This window comes from Bariatricus sp. SGI.154 (assembly GCF_050313795.1).
Classification (GTDB): domain Bacteria; phylum Bacillota; class Clostridia; order Lachnospirales; family Lachnospiraceae; genus CAMBRQ01.
The window spans coordinates 57914-76708 of record NZ_JBNPMC010000009.1 but is presented as its reverse complement, the minus strand read 5'-3'; the positions used below and the strand labels follow the sequence as shown (position 1 = coordinate 76708).

Here is an 18795-nt window from a genome sequence, read left to right as displayed (position 1 = left end):
TATTACGGATAGACAAAAGAAAGTGTAGTATGTTAAACTAAATAATATAACATTTTGAAACAGGTGATAACTATGCCAATTCATTTTAGAAATTCTCCTGTCAATGAGCCTTTTGTATTTGAGTCCATCGGGAATCACTGGAGGCAGGACCGTGTGCTCCGTCCGAAGGGATATCCGATTTATCATTATTTGCAGACAGAGAAGGGTAGGGGAATCGTAGAAGTGCAAGGGAAGGAATATGTTCTGAACGAAGGGGAGGGAATATTGATTGCGCCGTTCTTGCACCACTCTTATGCCAAAGATTCGGAAGAATGGCTGACATATTTTGTTACTTTTACCGGAACTATTGACAGCAGTATCGGCAAGATGGTGGGAAACAGGCAGGTGATAATCATTGAAAAGGAGCAGGGAAAACGTATTGGAGAACTGATTGATGAGATTATGGAGAACTGGGAAGTGCTGTCGGCGGATGCCCGTGCGCTGTCTATCCGCTGTTATTGCCTCCTGTTGAATTTTACAGACAGCATCTATACCAGGAATCTGGCGGATGAGCCTCTGTATCGGCGGTATGTGGAACCGGTAATAAAAGAGATTGAAACAAATTATGACACAGAACTTACTGCCCAGATGCTGAGCGGTAGAGTCTATGTCACGCCCCAGTATCTGTCACGGCTGTTTCGGCGCTTTCTTGGCTGCTCGGTATATGAATATCTGACGACGTATCGGATTAACAGGGCAAGAGAACTTCTGGTTTCGAACCGGCGCATGGAAGTGCAGCAGATTGCAACACAGACTGGCTTTTCTGATGCCAGCCATTTTATTGCGATGTTCAAGAAGGCAACAGGAGTGACGCCTCTTGAATTCAGGAGACTGAACTGATATGATATTTTGAAAATGATACATTGCCAGGAGGAAAGATTATGTATAATTACAAGATTGTGGAACAGGTAAAAAGAAAGCAGAAAGCGATGTCGGGAGTGCTACGAGTGATTATGGTTGTTTTTGCAGTAATTCTGATCTTAATGGGAATTGCACTGTCGCAAGGTTTCATGCTTCCGGGATTCCTTCTCGTTGTACTGTATTTTGCTTACTCGACATTCAGCCAGAAGGAATACGAGTATGTACTGGAAGGTACCCAATTAACCATTGATATCATTTTTGGGAAAAAATACCGTAAAACAGCGCATATTCTTGACATGGGCAAGTTAGAAGTTGTTGCGCCGAACTGGCATGATGCAGTGGCAAGATACCGCAAAAACGGCGGGAATGAAAAACTGCCAAAGTATGATTATACATCCTATGAAGAGGATACGCCCTTTTATACAATGATTGTCACGGTAGATAGGCAGAAGATTAAACTTTTGCTCGATTTAAACGAAGAAATGCTGCAAATGTTAAAGAAAAGATATCCGGACAAAGTGTTTTTGGCATAGTTTTACATTAATATAGAAGTAACACCTCAAAAAATGGGGTAAAAATAAACAAAAAAAATGTCGAATCCTTTCAAAAGTCGTGCAAAGATAACAAATGTGGTTGAAAATGCACACTATGTGAGTGAATATGAGAACAATTAACGCATCTCATTTGGTACAATAATTGCATGAAGTAATTTGAAAAAAAGGAGGAAAAATTATGAAAAGAAAGTTACTTTCAGTATTACTTGCAGGTACGATGGTACTGTCACTTGCAGCATGTGGATCCAGCGGCGGATCTGACGATGCATCTTCAGAAGGAGAAGGCGGCGGCTCTGAAGGCGGCGACAAATTAGTTGTATGGACTTGGGACCCAGCATTTAACATTCCTGCAATCGAGGAAGCAGGAAAGATTTACAAGGAGACAGTGAATGACAAGTTCGAACTTGAAGTTGTTGAGACTCTTTCTGATGACTGTGAGACAAAGTTACAGACATGTGCAGAGTCTGGTGATTTCGGAACTATGCCAGACATCGTTCTGATGCAGGACAACTCTTTCCAGAAATTCGTATCCTTCTATCCGGAAGCATTCACAGATCTGACAGACAGTGGAATTAACTTTGATGATTTTGCAGAAGGAAAACTTGCTTACTCTACAGTAGATGGTAAGAATTACGGTGTACCATTCGACAACGGTGCAGTTATTTCTTGTTATCGTACAGATATCCTTGAGCAGGCTGGATATACAATCGACGACCTGACAGATATCGACTGGAATAAGTTTATTGAGATCGGTAAAGTTGTAAAAGAGAAAACTGGTAAGTTCATGCTTTCAGGACAGGCTAACAGCCAGGATATCATCATGATGATGCTTCAGTCAGCAGGCGCTTCTCTGTTTAACGAAGACGGAACACCGAACCTTGTTGGCAACGATGCTCTGAATGAGTGTATCGATATCTACCAGACAATGGTTAAAGAAGGTGTCTTCTATGAAGTAAATGAGTGGGATGAGTATGTATCTTCTATTACGAATGAGCAGTGTGCAGGTACTATCAATGGTAACTGGATCACCGCTACAGTAATGGGTATGAAAGAGACATCCGGTATGTGGGCAATCACTAACATGCCAAAACTTGTTGAGACAGAAGGCGCTACAAACTACTCTAACAATGGTGGATCTTCTTGGTATGTAACATCTAACTGCAAGAACACGGATCTGGCATTTGATTTCCTTGCTAAGACATTCGCAGGAAGCGTAGACCTGTATGCTAACATCCTTCCTACAACAGGCGCTATCGGTACATATGGACCAGCTGCAGAATCTGATGCTTATCAGGAGCCACAGGAGTTCTGGAGTGATCAGCCAATCTTTGCAACAATCGTAGAATTTGCAGAGAAGACACCATCTAACAACACAAGTGCTTACTATTATGATGTTCGTGAGGTTGTCTCTACAGCAATTCAGGATATCATGACTGGCGGAGATCGGGATACAATCCTTGAGCAGGCTCAGGCAGATGCTGAATTCTACTACCAATAAGATAAAAGAATAGTAGCAACTTAATTGATGGAATATGCGGGGGGACCGCTAAGCGGTTCCCCGTTTTATTTGAAGTGATCGAGAAGCAAAGGGGGTTTTCCATTGAAACCTAAAAAGAAAGGGATGAACTTGATTGCAAAGCAGAGAGCAGCCGGCTGGGCATTCCTCACTCCGGCAACTCTTATGATTGTAGTTATGAGTTTTTATCCAATGGTCAGAGCCTTTATCTTATCTTTACAGACAGGTAGAGGTACGAATTATAAATTTACCGGATTTTCTAATTATGCACGTATGTTTGAAGACAGAGTATTCCTTCGTTCTGTAGGCAATACATTCTTCTACTTGGCAATTCAGGTGCCGGTTATGCTGGTACTGGCGATTCTGCTTGCACAACTTTTGAACAATAAGGATCTGAAACTGAAAGGATTTTTCCGTACATGTGTATTCTTGCCTTGTGCAACTTCATTAGTTTCTTATTCCATTATCTTCCGTTTCCTGTTCGCACAGGATGGATTGGTTAATAATGCGTTGATAAAACTTGGAATCTTTAGTGAAGGGTACAACTTCCTGGGTAATGCCTGGTCTGCAAAGATGGTAATTATCATCGCCCTTATCTGGAGATGGACAGGATACAATATGGTATTCTATCTGGCTGGTCTTCAGAATATTGAGTATTCTGTATATGAAGCAGCTAAGATTGATGGTGCGAATGGCTGGAAGACATTCTGGGGCATTACCGTACCGCTTCTGAAACCGACAATTATTATGACATTTATTATGTCAATTAATGGTACATTGCAGTTGTTCGATGAGTCTGTCAACCTGACAAGTGGTGGTCCGGCGAATGCAACAATCACAATGTCTCATTATATTTACAATACATGTTTCTTACGTGCTCCTAACTTTGGTTATGGTAGTGCTATGGCATTCTTTGTATTTATACTTGTTGCAATCCTGGCATTTATTAATTTGAAAGTAGGTGATACACGTGACTGAGAAAAAGAACAAATCAATGATTCAAAGAAGACTGATTCCTACTTACATATTTTTGACAATTTTCTCCATCATCTCAGTATTTCCATTCCTGTGGATGGTCTCAGCTGCAACAAACAACTATATTGATATTTCAAAAGGTCGTTTGATGCCAGGTACATATGCAGTGGAGAACTTTAAAAACCTGATTGCTCAGCAGCCTTTGGCACGTGCAATGGGTAATTCATTCTTGTATGCTATTACTGTAACTGTTATCTGTCTTTTCATCTGTTCATTGGCTGGATATGGATTCGAGGTTTATCATGATAAATGGAAAGATAAACTGTTTTCTATCTTGCTTTTGGCTATGATGGTACCTCAGGTAGCAACGATGATTCCTTTGTTCCAGATGTTCAGTAACGCAGGACTTCTGAATACAGCAGTTGGTTTCTTCCTTCCGATGATATCAACGCCGTTCATGATCATGATGTTCCGTCAGAATGCAAGAGCATTCCCGATTGATATCATAGAGGCAGCACGTATTGATGGATTGAATGAGTTCCAGATCTTCTTCCGTATGTTCTTCCCGACTATGAGATCTACATATGCGGCAGCAGCTGTTATCACATTCATGAATGCATGGAATGCTTATCTGTGGCCGAAGGTAATCATGACAGATGGTAAGTCACTGAACATGGTAATGTTGATCGCTAATACGATCGGTGGTTACAAGATTGACTATGGTATGATTATGATGGGTGTATTGTTCTGTTCTATGCCTACAATGATCGTATTCTTCGTATTACAGAAACAGTTCGCAGAAGGTATTACCGGTGCTGTTAAGTAAAATAGAATAATAATGATAAAATGTCCGGCATGAAGTTATGTTTACTGGCAGCAATGCCGGACAATTTTTATGACATGAAACCAACAGTAGAAGGAGTTAGACAAAATGAGTGAATTTATTCTTAATGTTATCCATAGACCGGAGATGGTTCCAGAATATTCTGCTACTGTAACCGGACATGGTAAAGAAGAAGATATTGGAGATAAGAAACTTTTGACAGAGTCTTTGGATATCTTTAAGACACAGCAGAGACTGGCTCATGAGAACGGACTGAAGGTTACGATTCACATGACATATGCGGCTCTGTTCAATGATGAGGCGGTTGCAATCGCTAAGAATGACCATGAAGTATATGGGGATGAGATTGCATTATCTCTGCTCGGTCTGCCTTGTGAAGAATTTCGCGAGAAGTATAAGACGAAAGATTTCTGCATCTGGATGTTCTCAATGGAAGATAAGAAGAAGATCGTAGATGATGTGTTCGAAAAATTCCACGATACATTCGGTTTCTATCCGGAGTCTACAGGTTCTTATTATATGGATGCAGATTTGACCAACTATATCAAAGAGGCGTACCCGACTGTGAAGTGTGCGATTGCTACTTGCTGGGAGGAAGGTCCGAAGGCTTATCATACCTGTAATAATTCATGGTATACATTATTTGACGGCGGTCCGTGGGCTCCATGGATTCCATCCAAGCAAAATACACATGCCCCGGCTGCTAATGAGGCAGAAGACAGCGGAATTGTTGCAATTCCACATCTGTCAAGAGACTTGCTTGCATGTTATGATGGTAATGGATCTAACTTTGGAACTCATCCGCAGAATGTGCTTAGAGGTATGATCTATGACACGAAGACATGGGAATATCCATACTTGTACAATCTGATCGACCAGTATCGCGCGCAGGAGAAGTACAATAATGGATATGCTTATAATATGATGTTCGTTGGACCTGGCTGGATGAATAAGATGGGGCGCTGGGAGGCACCTTATGAACTGCTTCTGAAGTCTTATTCTGACGGCTGCAAATATTATGGGGAACTTAAGAAGGAAGGCAAACTCATCGATATGACGATGTCTGAATTCGCTGATTATTATCGTGAGAAGAAGACTTATACCGAGCCGGAATGTGCACTTTGGAGAGACATCCTCTATGGTTCTGATAAGCAGCTCTTCTGGTACACAGACCCATATATGCGTGCAGGTATTAATATGGATCAGGGTGGTGCAATCTTTGATCTTCGTCCATATGCTGCAAAACTTAGATGGGAAGTTGGTATCGGTACGAAACATGTACAGGATGCGTCCTACCCATTCCTGATTCAGGAAAAATATCGTGCAGGATACTTCACACACTATGCCGGAGAAGGTACGATCAGAAGTGCGAAACTCTGCCATAACGGAGAAGAAGTAGACTTATGTCTGTGTCGTACAAAAGCACATTTCTCCAAAGAAGGCAATACCAGAATCCTGACGCTTGACCCGGTAACGATTGAATTCGCAGATCTGACAGTAACACTTCAGACGAAAGAGTATTTTGAGGAGGGTACAGGATCTATCAAGATCGAGAGAAATATTCTTGAGATGAGTGATCCGAATGCAGAAGTAGAACTGAATGAATATATGGTAGCATGCTATGGAACAACAGAGTATCCGGAAGATATGAATGGAATTGTCCTGAAGTGCGAAGGAACTGAGGATAAGACGATTGTCTATGAATATAGATGCAGAGAAGAGAGCCTTGAGGATGCAGTGTCTGTATCAGCGGTAATTCCTGCGATTGAGACAAGGGTTTCCATGACTCAGACTGGTGGTGGAGAAGGATATGTTCGCGAAGGATATGCGTTCTCACCGATGTTCACATTAGGCTACAAGAAGAAGGTATCAGATAAGGAGGTATATGCAACATGGCTCAATCTGGAAAAGGCAAATTAAATTACAGGTGTCCGTCCTGTTTCATGAGAGATCTGGATATCGATATGTTCTATGACAAGGAAAAGGGAGAATATTATTGTCTGCGCTGCCAGTTTACTGGTACAGAGGAAGAGGTGCTTGCGGGCAATGAAGCATTCCGTGTGCGCTATAAAGCAATGCATAAGCGGTATGATAAGTTTGATTTTGATTAATGAATAATGGCAAAAAGAGGAACCTTTTTATATGTTGGTTCCTCTTTTGTCTGTATCAGGAAGCAGAAGAGAAAGATATTGTTCATAATTCGTTCCGTCATTGCATGGGACACCTTCTTTAACGGAATCAATCAGCGCAAGTTCCAAGAATTCTCCCGCCATCTTAATAAGTGCAGGGATGGAATCTCCCCTTGCAATTCCGGCGGCTATGCACGAAGCGAACAAGTCTCCGGTTCCGGAATAGTGTCTGCCGATATATGGGAAAGAAAAGAGAGAGGAACTCTCCTTATTAATGTGCAGATTCCCCATCTGTTCATTGCCGTCATCATCTTGAAAATGGATTCCGGTAACAATGATATCTCGTGGACCATCTATGCAAAAATCTTCTCCAAGGATCCGGACCATGTTCATTAACTTTCGGGTATCCTGGATCGTTGTTAGATGCTGATAGTCTTCGCCTGTTAACAGGCATAATTCCGTAAGATTGGGGGTAATAATGTCAGCTTGTTTTGCCAGCAGCTGCATCTGCTCCAGGAGAGAAGGTGTATACATATCATAAGTATGACCATTATCTCCCATAACAGGATCGACTAAAAGGAAGGTATCCGGCTTGTTAAAAGTATCAATAAAACGAAAAATCTGGCGAATCTGAGTTTCGCTTGCCACATAGCCAGTATAAATACCATCAAAATGTTGTCCCATCTTCTCCCATTCCAGGCGATAATGCTCCATCTTATCCGTATAATCATCGAGGTAGTAACTGGGATATTCTGTCTGTGCAGTCAATATTGCGGTGGGAAGAGGGCATGCCTGTACGCCCATAACGGAGAGTACAGAGATTGCCGCAGTTAAGGAACATCGTCCAAATCCTGATAAGTCATTGATTACTGCTATTTTCTTGGTCATAAAGTTTACCTGTCCTTTAAATTAATAATGAAAATTACATGATATTCATGTACTGTATATTATCACCAAAGTGGAATCTTTAAAAAGTCCAGATATCAAACAAATGGACAAGCCAGTTTGGGGTGGGGAAAAGAGTAGAAAAAAATTGAAAAAATTGTTGACAGAATGGGATAACTAGGATATAATTAATTCTGCTGTGAAGATGATTCATAGTTGTGTGGGCGTAGCTCAGCTGGATAGAGCGTTTGGCTACGGACCAAAAGGTCGGGGGTTCGAATCCTCTCGCCCACGCTGGAAAACCTTGCAAGTTGTTTGCAAGGTTTTTTTACAACTTGGGGACTTTCATTTCCTGTGATATAAAATCTTCCTGGAGGATCACATCCTTTTTCGTGATTTCCGGCAGATATCTTCTTACAGATATCCGCCATCCACACCGATGATCTGACCGGTCATGTATTCTGGTGCATTTGCAATATCCCACACTATTTTGGCAATCTCTTCCGGCTTTCCATATCTTCCGGCTGGAATATCATATTCTAATGCTTTTCTTTCTTCTTCGGATAATTGCTGGTTCATAATCGTATCAATCACCCCGCAAGCCACAGCATTCACCGGAATATTACTTGGTGCCAGTTCTTTGGCAAGTGCCTTGGTCAATCCGTTCATGCCCGCTTTGGTGGCAGAATATGCTGCCTCACAAGATGCACCTGAAGTTCCCCACATAGAAGATATATTAATAATCCTACCGGATTTTCTGGATATCATAGAGGGTATCGCTGCGCGGCAGCAGTAGAAGACAGACGAAAGGTTTGTCTGAAGTATTTGGTTCCATTCTTCATTGCTCATGTCCATTAGTAATCCGATATGAGAGATTCCGGCATTATTGATCAGGACATCCAGGTGATTGCAGGTGCGGAAGATAGAAGCGAAGATTCTGGCAACATCATCTGCGTTCCCAACGTCGCCTGCAATGATCTCGCAAGTACCTTCGTGCTGAACCTCTATGGTTTGTCTCACTTCCTCTAATTCAGTAAGAGAACTGCGGCAGTTTAGGAATACATGATAGCCTTTCTGTGCGAATAAGAGGGCGCAGCTTCTTCCGATACCTCTGGAAGCACCTGTAATTAGGACTGTTTTCTTCTTCATAATCGACTCCAATCTTATTTAGAAAATGTTTATAAATTATCTATTAAATCAACTTTTTTACATCATTATTATATACTGGAATCATTGCCAATTAAAGCCTCAAGTGATATGATTTACATGATTGAATGTTCATATAGACAAGAAAGTGTAAAGACGTAAAAAGAAGGGAAAGAGGACATCAGATGCTATCAAAATTCAGTGTGAAGAAGCCCTATACAGTGGTTGTGGGAGTTGTTTTGATCATTATTCTGGGGGTGGTATCATTTGGCAATATGACGGTTGACCTGCTGCCAAGTATGAACCTTCCATACGCGCTTGTGATGACTACGTACATAGGGGCAAGCCCGGAAGAAGTAGAAGAGGTTGTGACTAAGCCGGTGGAGCAGACTATGGCTACAGTCAGCAACATCAAGACGGTGCAGTCCGTATCGAACGAGAATGTATCTACGGTGATTCTGGAATTCGACCAGACGGCTAATATGGATTCGGTTACGATAGAGATGCGTGAAAGCCTGGATCAGATCCAGGGATATTGGCCGGATACCGTATCGAATCCGATTATTATGAAATTGAATCCGGATATGATGCCGGTGTTGGTAGCAGCAGTGAGCGCAGAGGGTGAAGAAGCGGTTGGTGCCAGCAAGTTGATCGAAGAACAAGTTGTTCCGGAAGTGGAGAGTGTAGAAGGCGTGGCTTCTGTAACGACTGCGGGTAACATAGAGGAAACCGTTGAGATTACGGTAAATGAACAGAAGGTTACAGAATTAAATGATGAGATTAAAGCGGAGTTAGAGCAGAAGGTAAACGATGCCAAAGGTGCACTGGATGAGGCGAAAGCACAGGTAGAAAGCGGCAAGTTGGCGCTGAAAGCCGGAAAGGCGCAGGCATCTTCCGGGCTTGCGCAGGCGGAAGCGCAGATCTCTATGAAGAGCGAAGAGATTAAGCAGGCACAATTAGAGATCACGGAGAAGATGGCGGAACTGAATATGGCAGAAGCGCAGGTTCAGCAGACTTTGGCGCCGATACAGACAGCGAAGACAGCAGCACAAGCCAGACTGGTTAAACTGGATTTAGAAATGGAGACGGCACAGGCAAGCCAAAGTCAGATTGAAAGTGCGCTGGAGAATCCGGAACTGTCGAATGAAGAAAGGGTAGAACTGGAGGCGCAGTTGGCACAAGTGAAGGTTACGATTGCCGGATATGAGACTGCGCGTACAGCGTTGACTGCTGCGATTCAGCAGTTAGAGGCGCAGGAAGCGAAGATAAAAGAAGGACAGTCACAGATAGATGCAGGTAAGAGTCAATTGGAATCTTTGCAGCATCAGGTGAATGACGGAGCCATGACTTTAGCCGAGGCAAGAGGACAATTGGCTTCTACCCAGTTGGAGGCAGCGGTCGGCATTGGCGAAGGAACTGCGCAGCTTGCAGCGGGAGAAGCGGCTATCCAGATGCAGGAGGCGCAGATGGAAGCGGCAATGGATGAGGCGGCCGCAAGTTCTGATATGAACAGTCTTTTTACGACCGATATGGTTAAGACGATTCTTGCGGCCCAGAACTTCAGCATGCCTGCCGGTTATGTGAACGAAGAGGGGATTGATTATCTGGTACGTGTCGGAGATAAGTTCAAAAGTATTGAAGATATCAAAGATCTGGTGCTGGTTGATATGGAAGGCATAGATCCGATTAAGTTGTCGGATGTGGCAAGTGTGGAATTGGTGAATGATTCTGATGAGAATTATGCTAAGATCAATGGCAATTCCGGAGTGATTCTCGTGGTGCAGAAGCAGACCGGATACTCAACCGGTGACGTAAGTGACCGTGTGCTGGAGCGTCTGGAGCAGGTGAAAAAAGAGATTGACGGAGTGGATACGGTTACTCTTATGGATCAGGGAGTCTATATTGACTTGATTGTGAATTCCGTATTGGAGAATCTGATCTATGGGGCGATACTGGCGATCATCATTCTTCTGGTATTCCTTAAGAGTATCAGACCTACATTTGTTATAGCATGTTCGATTCCAATCAGTATTATGACTGCGCTGGTTGCGATGTATTTCTCTGGCGTGACGTTGAATATTATATCTTTGTCAGGTCTGGCGCTTGGTGTAGGTATGCTGGTGGATAACTCTATTGTGGTGATCGAGAATATCTACCGTATGCGGAATGAAGAAGGCGCATCTGCGAAAGAAGCGGCGATTGAAGGCGCAAGACAGGTGGCGGGAGCGATTGCGGCATCTACGCTGACCACGGTCTGTGTATTTCTTCCGATTGTATTCACATCTGGAATTACCAGACAACTTTTCGTGGATATGGGATTGACGATTGCATATTCATTGCTGGCAAGTCTGATTGTGGCATTGACACTAGTTCCGATGATATCTTCCGGGTTGCTTAAGAAGAATGAATTCAAGGAATCTAAAGTATTTGTCCGGATTAAAGAGTGGTATGGTAAGGTTATCCGAAAAGCATTAGACCGGAAAATATTTGTATTACTGGGAGCGCTGCTGTTATTTGTGGCAAGTATTGCGATAGAATTGTCAAGAGGAACGCAGTTCATGCCGGAGATGGAGAGTACTCAGATTAGCATGACGTTGGAGACGGAGAAGGGAACCAGTCTTAGTGATACGGCCAAAGTGGCAGATGAAGTGATGGAGGAAGTTGGAGCGCTTAAAGATATCGAGGATATCGGAGGACTGGTATCTTCTACAAGTATGATGGGAGAACAGACGGATGTGAACAGCGTTTCCTTCTATGCAACGACAAAAGAAAAACCGTCTATGACGAATGATGAGTTAAAGAAAGAGATTGAAAAAGTTACCAAAGGAATTGATGGGGAACTTACGGTCAACATGTCCAATATGGACATGAGCGCACTGGGAAGTGCGGGAATCAACGTCCAGATTAAAGGGAAGGATCTGGATAAACTGCAGGAGATTGCAAAGGATATTAAGAAGATTCTGGAGGATACCAAAGGTACTCAGAATGTTACGGATGGAACAGAGGATAATAAAGAAGAACTCCGAGTTGTGGTAGATAAGGCAAAGGCAACGCAGCATGGTCTTACGGTTGCACAGGTATATCAGGAATTATATGGCAAACTCTCGAAGGCGCAGACAGCGACGACCTTGTCAACGGATACACACGAATATGATGTCTATGTGCTGGATGATGCTAACGAAAGCATGACCCGTGATGATATCCGGAATATGACTATCACAGCAAAGAAACAAGATGGTACGACGGAAGATGTGAAACTGTCAGATATTGCATCTTTTGAGGATGCGTCCGGTCTTCAGGCGATTAGCCGCAAGGATCAGAGCCGATATATGTCTGTTGCCGCAGAGATTAAGGATGGAGATAATATCGGTCTGGTTAGTAACCGGGTGAAGAAGGCGTTGGCTTCTTATAATACGCCGGAAGGTTATGAAGTGGAGATGACCGGTGAGGATGAGACGATTAACGAAGCGATGATAGAATTGTTCAAGATGCTTGCGCTTGCGCTTGTGTTCATGTATCTGATTATGGTAGCGCAGTTCCAGTCACTGTTATCACCATTTATTGTAATGTTCACCGTGCCGCTTGCATTTACCGGAGGACTTCTGGCATTATGGATTGCGGGAATGCCTGTAAGCGTAATCGCTATGATTGGATTCGTTATGCTGTCGGGTATTATCGTAAATAATGGTATTGTATTTATTGATTATTCGAATCAGTTAATTGTGGGAGGAATGGAACAAAAAGAGGCGCTGGTTGAAGCGGGAAAGACGAGGCTTCGCCCAATTATCATGACGGCTCTTACAACGATTCTTGGCCTGTCAACGATGGCTTTGGGACTCGGTATGGGAGCAGATATGGTACAGCCGATGGCAATTGTAACAATTGGCGGCTTGATTTATGGAACTATCTTGACTTTGGTAGTTGTTCCTTGTATATTTGACTTGTTCCACAGGAAGAGATCGGGAAGCCGTAAAGGAATGGAAGAAGATATGATTTTATTAGAATTGGACCTTAATCAGGAATCAGATGGAGAATCAGATCAGGAATAATGGAGAGGTACATGTATGATTAATAAGGCAGCTGAATTCGCAACCAAGGCGCATGAAGGGCAGTTCCGTAAGGGGACGAAACGTCCTTACATTGTTCATCCGGTAGAAGTTGGGGATATTGTGTCCGGCATGACGAAAGACGAGGAGGTAATCAGCGCGGCATTGCTTCATGATACGATTGAAGATTGTGAAGGAGTGACCCAGAGGGTGCTGGCGCAGGAATTCTCTGAGCGTGTGGCATGGATTGTGGCACAGGAAAGCGAGGACAAGTCTCTGTCATGGATGGACAGAAAGAGAAGTACCATTGAACATCTGCGTAATGCTCCGAGGGAAGTAAAGATGGTAGGACTGGCAGACAAACTTTCGAATATGCGGGATATCGACAGAGATTATCCGGTATATGGCGAAGAACTGTGGAATCGTTTTCGAATGAAGGATAAGAATACGATTGGATGGTATTATAAAGGAATTCGGGATGTTTTGGAGCCGGATTTTACAGGAATAGATGCTTATGAAGAGTATTGCCGGCTGATCCAGAAGAATTTTGAAACGTAGTTCACTGCTTCCCTGCTGGCTTGACTCCTTTTTTCTTTCGGTATATTATTATGAATAGAAGAAGGTCAGGAGTGGACATATGATTATCAGTGCAAGCAGAAGGACGGATATCCCGGCGTTATATCCGGAATGGTTTGTGAATCGCCTAAGAGCGGGGGAGGTGCTGGTGCCGAACCCTTATAACCGTAAGAAAGTAAGCCGTATCCGGTTAAGCCCGGATGTGGTTGACTGTATTGCGTTCTGGACGAAGAACCCGGAGCCGATTCTGCCATATTTAAAAGAGATTGACCGTATGGAATATGAATATTATTTTCAGATGACGATCACGGATTATGAAGAAGAGATGGAGGAGAATCTTCCATCTACTGCTGAATCTATGGCTACTTTTCTGCTTATGAGCGAGCAGCTGGGGAAGGAACGGATGGATTGGCGGTTTGATCCGATCCTTCTGACGAAGAAGTATTCGATTCCTTATCATCTGGAGCAGTTCGAGATGATGTGTGACTGGCTTCATGGTGCTACTACCAGGTGTATTCTTAGTTTTGTGGATTCTTATAAGGGAAGCCCTTATCTGGAACTGGAGAATGAGGAGATGCTGGAATTGGCGGAAGGATTTTCGAAGATTGCCGGAAGGTATCGCCTGCCGCTTTATACCTGTGCTGAGAAGATTGACCTTAGCCGGTATGGAATCGAGCATTGTACGTGTATTGATAAGGAGAAGATACACCGGCTGATTGGGTATAAACTGGACCTTAAGAAGGATGCGGGACAGCGGCGGGAATGCGGCTGTGTAGAGAGTATAGATATTGGGATGTACGATACCTGCATCAATGGATGCAAGTATTGTTATGCGACTGGCAGTCTGGAAAGTGCGAAGAAGAAGCATCAGCAGCATGACCCGACTTCGTCTTTGCTGATTGGGCATCTGAAGGGGGACGAAGTGATTACGGACCGCGAGGTGAAGTCGAGCAGAGATAACCAGATCTCGCTGTTTGATCTGCCGATGTTTTAGCGGAGACGGGTTTTTCAGTTGTGAGGAAATATAACAAAGAAATGGTGATGTTATGGCAGAGATACGAAAACGAATGACCTTTTACGGAAGAGTGCAAGGGGTTGGATTTCGGTATACAGCCAAGTGTCTGGCACAGTCATTAGGACTGACTGGCTGGGCCAGGAATGAATATGACGGCACAGTACTTATGGAAGTGCAGGGGCGTGAGCCGATGATTCATAAATTGATGGAAGGTCTGAATCGCAATATGTTCATAACGATTGACTGGATTGACAGTGAAGAGATTCCTGTCATACAGGAAAGTTGTTTTTATGTACGATGATGTGTTAATATATTGGGGACAGGGGAAAATCAAAAAGGGACACGGCAAATTTAATTGGGGACGGGGGAAATTGAAAAAACCCCCGTCCCCAAAAGGAACGGCGGAGAGTTGACATGGGAAGAGAAGTAGGAAAAAAGAGTGTAAAGAGCAGAATCGTATCAGCAGCATGGCAGTTGTTCTATGAGAAGGGCTATAATGGTACGACGGTGGATGACATTATTGAGTTGTCGGATACATCAAAGGGTTCTTTCTATTATTATTTCAATACGAAAGATGAACTTTTGGATACATTGTCGCTGATCTTGGATGAGTATTATGAGGAATTAGATTCGAAGATGGATTCGGAGATGAATAGTTTCTTCAAATTATTATATCTGAACTATGAGATGCATACGATGATAGAGGAGAAGATCAGTATGGATCTGCTGGCTTCATTATATTCGACTCAGCTTGTTGCTGAGAGGCAGAGTCATCTTTTAGACCAGAATCGTAATTATTACAAGTTGATTACTAGGATTGTGGAAGAAGGACAGAAGCGTGGCCAGATACGTGATGATATTGCGGTTAGCGACGTGACCAGATACTACGCGATGTGTGAGCGGGCTCTGGTATCAGACTGGTGCCTGAATAAGGGGAGTTACTCGTTGGGAGAGTATAGCAAAGAATGCATGCCGTATATGATGGAGCATTTTAAGGCATAGATGAGCGGATGCGGGAGGCTGATGGTATGATGATACAAGGCCTGAAGAAGTTTTCGTTATTGGATTATCCAGGAAAGACAGCATGCACAATATATACAGCCGGGTGTAATTTCCGATGCCCTTACTGCTATAATGCTTCGCTGGTAATCGATACATATAAGAATAAGGAGATCCCTCCGGAGGATGTCTATGATTTCTTAAAAAGACGCCAGGGGATACTGGATGGCGTATGCCTGACTGGCGGTGAGCCTTTGATTCAGCATGGAGTTGAAGAATTCCTAAACCGCGTTAAAGAGATGGGATATCAGATTCGATTAGAGACTAACGGCAGTTTTCCGGATAAATTAAGGAAAATAGTTTCGGCAGGGTTGGTTGACTACGTGGCAATGGATATCAAGAATTCTCAGGAAAGTTATGGAAAAACGGTGGGAATTGATGGGTATAATGTGGAAAACGTCCATCGAAGCGTTGGGTATCTGTTAAAAGGCGAAGTGGATTATGAGTTTAATACAACGGTTGTGCTGGAGTTCCACCAGAGATCGGATTTTGAATCCATAGGAAGATGGCTTAGAGGTGCCAGACGCTATTACCTCCAACCATTTGTGAATTCTGATGATCTGATACGAAGCGGACTTCACCGCTATAATGACAGCATTATGGAACAGGCACTTGAGATTGTGCAGAGATATATACCGGAGGCGAGATTACGAGGTTAATCTCGCCCTTTTAATGCGCTATTTTTGCCGATGCCAAAATGATCCGCCTTGAGAATCTCAAATGCTTTCTCATAATTCCCCTTGCGCATATACTGTACCATCTTTTTTAGGTTCTCATTCGTCCTTGGAATCCGCATACCGTTTTTAATAGAATATTGACCAATACGGATCAATTCAGACAGATTATTCTCATAGATCCGATTAATTCTGTTATTTCCAAATATGCTGATGATCTCCATATGCATGGCTGTATCGGCAACCTCCCATTCAAATAAGTCACCGGCAGCTGCACACATGCGTACAACCTTTTCTTCAATACGATAAGAATACTCTTCATTCTGACCGGAAGTGAAGATGAGTTTGAATGCGGCTCCTTCCAGCAGTTCGCGCAATTGATAGATCTCGTTGATGTCTTTGTCCGTAATCTCTTTTACTGTCATGGATTTATAATAGTCTGATACGATGAGACCCTCTGCCTGTAATGTCTGGATCGCTGTACGTACCGGGCTTCGGCTCATCCCCAGTTCTTTGGTGAGCATGGCTTCGGTAAGCGGCATGCCAGGAGGATAAGTCAGATTCAAGATATTATGTTTTATCTGTTCGTATGCCTGATCGGCAAGGGATACGTTCTTTTCAGCCATAGCATAGATCCGTCCTTTCTTGCTGATAATGAAATATAACCTGGGATAATGTATACGTTCCGCTAAAATGTATACAAATTATAACGTATTTTGGACGAAAACTCAAGATAAGAAACTTAAAATAGATATTGACTTTCCTACATATACGTGCTATAGTCATAACAGAAAATAAATTGTATACAAATCATAAAAATGTATACAAAAACATGTTGGATATGTGTGAAAGGAAGGTAATCAGAGATGAAATTAGGATTTATCGGTACAGGCAATATGGCATCTGCAATCATGGGTGGTATTATAAAGAATCAGGTGATCCCGGCAGAAGAGATTATCGGAGCAGACCTGTTCGCACCTGGAAGAGAGCGCGTGAAAGAACAGTTCGGTATTCATGTGACTGATAGTAATAAAGAAGTAGTGGAACAAGCGGAAGTTCTCATTTTATCTGTAAAACCTCAGTTTTATGAGAGTGTTATCTGCGAGATCAGAGATGTTATAAAAGAGAACCAGATTGTAATCACAATTGCACCAGGCAAGACACTCTCCTGGCTGGCTGAGCAGTTCGGTAAGGATGTAAAGATTGTCCGTACTATGCCGAATACGCCTGCAATGGTAGGAGAGGGTATGACAGCAGCATGCCCGAATGAGCATATGACAGAAGAAGAGATTGCGTATGTGCGCACGCTGTTAGAGAGTTTCGGCCGTGTAGAGATCGTGCCAGAGCGTCTGATGGATGTAGTTGTTGCGGTCAGCGGAAGTTCACCGGCCTATGTATTCATATTGATCGAGGCTATGGCAGATGCGGCAGTATCCGGTGGAATGCCAAGAGCACAGGCTTATCAGTTTGCCGCACAGGCAGTGCTTGGAAGTGCGAAGATGGTATTAGATACCGGAAAGCATCCGGGTGAATTGAAGGATATGGTATGTTCCCCGGCAGGAACGACAATCGGAGCGGTTCGCGAGTTAGAAGAACGTGGCTTTAGAAGTGCGATTATTGAAGCAATGAAAGTGTGCGAAGAGATATCAAGTAGTTTATAATCAGTAATAGGTTTGTTTATATTAAGTACCTCGAACGGCAAAAGCATCCCGGCTAATTACCAGGATGCTTTTGTCGTTTTTGCAAAATAACTAGAATGATTTGCCAGTTTTGTGAAAATAATGTATACTCATTCAAGCACCCCGTAATTATAAGAAGAGAGAACTGGAAAAAAAGGAGCGGGTAAAGACATGGAGAAAATCTTGGATTATTTTACAATAGATGATGCATTTGGAGGCAATCAGGAGTGGTTTACGAATGTTGTTATGTATATCGGAGGATGTGGCGCTGCGACGGCATGTGACAGTTGTATCTATTTTGCAAAATATATGGGAATGGAGAAACTGTATCCCTATGATATCTGTAATCTGAATAAAGATGATTATAAGAAATTCAGTCAGATTATGAAGCCTTATATACGCCCAAGAGTAGGCGGAGTTAAGAAACTGGAGTGGTATATGGAAGGACTTCGAAAATACATGGAGGATGTTAATGCAGGAAAAGGTATACCTCTTAAAATAAAAGGCTTCGTGGGTTCGCGTTCATATGAAGAAAGCGCCTGCATGATAAAAAGTCAGATTGACGCAGGGATGCCGGTACCGTATCTGATGCTGAAGCATAAGAATGAAGAGGCGTATAAGGATTTTATATGGCATTGGTTTTTGGTAGTGGGATATGAAGAGACGAAAGAAGGAATGAAGATTATCGTGGCGACCTATGGGGAGAAGTCGGCATTGCCTCTAAAAGAATTATGGGATACGGGCTATGAAGAAAAAGGAGGCATGATAATATATTCATTAAATTAAAAGAATTTCAT

General features: G+C 43.0%; 18 protein-coding genes and 1 tRNA gene. 16 read left to right on the top strand and 3 right to left on the bottom strand.

What is annotated here, in order from left to right; genetic code table 11:
• The first annotated feature begins 72 nt into the window (after nt 1–72).
• The 7 genes from ACQRBN_RS06370 to ACQRBN_RS06340 all read left to right on the top strand — a co-directional run bounded on the left by ACQRBN_RS06370 (nt 73) and on the right by ACQRBN_RS06340 (nt 6900).
• Entirely contained in the window at nt 73–879 is an 807-nt protein-coding gene (locus tag ACQRBN_RS06370; protein WP_427738152.1) for an AraC family transcriptional regulator, read from the top strand.
• Between the two features lie 41 nt (nt 880–920).
• Nucleotides 921–1433, top strand: coding sequence for a hypothetical protein (locus tag ACQRBN_RS06365; RefSeq protein WP_427738151.1), 513 nt, complete (start codon nt 921–923; stop codon nt 1431–1433).
• Nucleotides 1434–1632: 199 nt separating this feature from the next.
• Nucleotides 1633–2952: an extracellular solute-binding protein gene (locus ACQRBN_RS06360; protein WP_427738150.1), complete on the top strand. Its 1320-nt coding sequence runs from the start codon at nt 1633–1635 to the stop codon at nt 2950–2952.
• 102 nt (nt 2953–3054) lie between these two features.
• The gene (locus ACQRBN_RS06355; protein ID WP_427738149.1) at nt 3055–3948 is read left to right on the top strand and encodes a carbohydrate ABC transporter permease; all 894 of its coding nucleotides are present in this window, start codon (nt 3055–3057) and stop codon (nt 3946–3948) included.
• A 16-nt stretch (nt 3949–3964) separates the two neighbouring features.
• Complete coding sequence (locus ACQRBN_RS06350; protein ID WP_427738169.1) at nt 3965–4771, top strand: carbohydrate ABC transporter permease; 807 nt, start codon at nt 3965–3967, stop codon at nt 4769–4771.
• A gap of 105 nt (nt 4772–4876) precedes the next feature.
• Nucleotides 4877–6709 carry a hypothetical protein gene (locus ACQRBN_RS06345; RefSeq protein WP_427738148.1) on the top strand — a complete coding sequence of 611 codons (1833 nt, stop codon included), beginning with the start codon at nt 4877–4879 and terminating at the stop codon, nt 6707–6709.
• Nucleotides 6682–6900, top strand: a complete 219-nt coding sequence (locus ACQRBN_RS06340) for a hypothetical protein (protein WP_427738147.1) — start codon at nt 6682–6684, stop codon at nt 6898–6900. Before ACQRBN_RS06345 ends, ACQRBN_RS06340 begins: the two co-directional genes overlap by 28 nt.
• A gap of 27 nt (nt 6901–6927) precedes the next feature.
• Here the strand turns inward: ACQRBN_RS06340 and ACQRBN_RS06335 are convergent, their stop codons facing one another.
• On the bottom strand, nt 6928–7806 hold the full coding sequence (locus ACQRBN_RS06335) for a pyridoxamine kinase (RefSeq protein WP_427738146.1): 879 nt from the start codon (nt 7804–7806) through the stop codon (nt 6928–6930).
• A gap of 217 nt (nt 7807–8023) precedes the next feature.
• Between ACQRBN_RS06335 and ACQRBN_RS06330 the strand changes: the two genes are divergently transcribed.
• Nucleotides 8024–8097, top strand: a tRNA-Arg gene (locus tag ACQRBN_RS06330).
• A 120-nt stretch (nt 8098–8217) separates the two neighbouring features.
• Here the strand turns inward: ACQRBN_RS06330 and ymfI are convergent.
• Nucleotides 8218–8952: an elongation factor P 5-aminopentanone reductase gene (ymfI, locus tag ACQRBN_RS06325; protein ID WP_427738145.1), complete on the bottom strand. Its 735-nt coding sequence runs from the start codon at nt 8950–8952 to the stop codon at nt 8218–8220.
• A gap of 182 nt (nt 8953–9134) precedes the next feature.
• Here ymfI and ACQRBN_RS06320 point away from each other — a divergent pair, with 182 nt between their 5' ends.
• The 6 genes from ACQRBN_RS06320 (at nt 9135) to ACQRBN_RS06295 (ending at nt 16304) form a co-directional block, all read left to right on the top strand.
• Nucleotides 9135–12998, top strand: a complete 3864-nt coding sequence (locus ACQRBN_RS06320) for an efflux RND transporter permease subunit (protein ID WP_427738144.1) — start codon at nt 9135–9137, stop codon at nt 12996–12998.
• Between the two features lie 15 nt (nt 12999–13013).
• Nucleotides 13014–13553, top strand: coding sequence for an HD domain-containing protein (locus tag ACQRBN_RS06315; protein ID WP_427738143.1), 540 nt, complete (start codon nt 13014–13016; stop codon nt 13551–13553).
• A gap of 79 nt (nt 13554–13632) precedes the next feature.
• Nucleotides 13633–14565, top strand: a complete 933-nt coding sequence (locus tag ACQRBN_RS06310; protein WP_427738142.1) for a DUF1848 domain-containing protein — start codon at nt 13633–13635, stop codon at nt 14563–14565.
• A 52-nt stretch (nt 14566–14617) separates the two neighbouring features.
• Entirely contained in the window at nt 14618–14887 is a 270-nt protein-coding gene (locus ACQRBN_RS06305) for an acylphosphatase (protein ID WP_427738141.1), read from the top strand.
• Nucleotides 14888–15000: 113 nt separating this feature from the next.
• The gene (locus ACQRBN_RS06300) at nt 15001–15588 is read left to right on the top strand and encodes a TetR/AcrR family transcriptional regulator (RefSeq protein WP_427738140.1); all 588 of its coding nucleotides are present in this window, start codon (nt 15001–15003) and stop codon (nt 15586–15588) included.
• A gap of 26 nt (nt 15589–15614) precedes the next feature.
• Nucleotides 15615–16304: an anaerobic ribonucleoside-triphosphate reductase activating protein gene (locus ACQRBN_RS06295; protein WP_427738139.1), complete on the top strand. Its 690-nt coding sequence runs from the start codon at nt 15615–15617 to the stop codon at nt 16302–16304.
• Here the strand turns inward: ACQRBN_RS06295 and ACQRBN_RS06290 are convergent.
• Nucleotides 16301–16945, bottom strand: coding sequence for a GntR family transcriptional regulator (locus ACQRBN_RS06290; protein ID WP_427738137.1), 645 nt, complete (start codon nt 16943–16945; stop codon nt 16301–16303). The two genes, ACQRBN_RS06295 and ACQRBN_RS06290, sit on opposite strands and share 4 nt — an antisense overlap.
• A gap of 240 nt (nt 16946–17185) precedes the next feature.
• Here ACQRBN_RS06290 and proC point away from each other — a divergent pair, with 240 nt between their 5' ends.
• Nucleotides 17186–17980, top strand: coding sequence for a pyrroline-5-carboxylate reductase (proC, locus tag ACQRBN_RS06285; protein WP_427738135.1), 795 nt, complete (start codon nt 17186–17188; stop codon nt 17978–17980).
• Nucleotides 17981–18169: 189 nt separating this feature from the next.
• Entirely contained in the window at nt 18170–18784 is a 615-nt protein-coding gene (locus tag ACQRBN_RS06280) for a hypothetical protein (protein WP_427738134.1), read from the top strand.
• Nucleotides 18785–18795: the final 11 nt, after the last annotated feature.